The organism is Acinetobacter sp. 1125_18A (assembly GCF_052824985.1).
The window spans coordinates 1-246 of sequence record NZ_VTDG01000069.1 but is presented as its reverse complement, the minus strand read 5'-3'; the positions used below and the strand labels follow the sequence as shown (position 1 = coordinate 246).

The 246-nt window shown below is 41.5% G+C and carries 1 protein-coding gene; it reads right to left on the bottom strand.

Features of this window, described 5'->3' with window-relative positions:
- Positions 1-246 (bottom strand): MBG domain-containing protein (locus FY049_RS22290; RefSeq protein WP_446084446.1); only part of this gene is annotated, 246 nt, incomplete at both ends.

Genomic DNA, 246 nt, shown 5'->3' with positions numbered 1-246 from the left:
CTCTAATGAGCCATCAACAAAGCTTAAATCATAATTCTTGTCTATACCTGTTGCGGTATTGGTGTATTGGCCTGCATCTTTGCCTATGACAGTTGCCGAAACACCTGACAATACACTTGTAGTTTCACCATTGACCAAACCTGTTGCAGTAAAGCCAGCAGCTGTTTGATCTTTACCGTTATAAACCGTATTTAAACTATTGGCGGTGACAGTGGCTTTAGCTTTCGCGATATCTAAGGAACCATC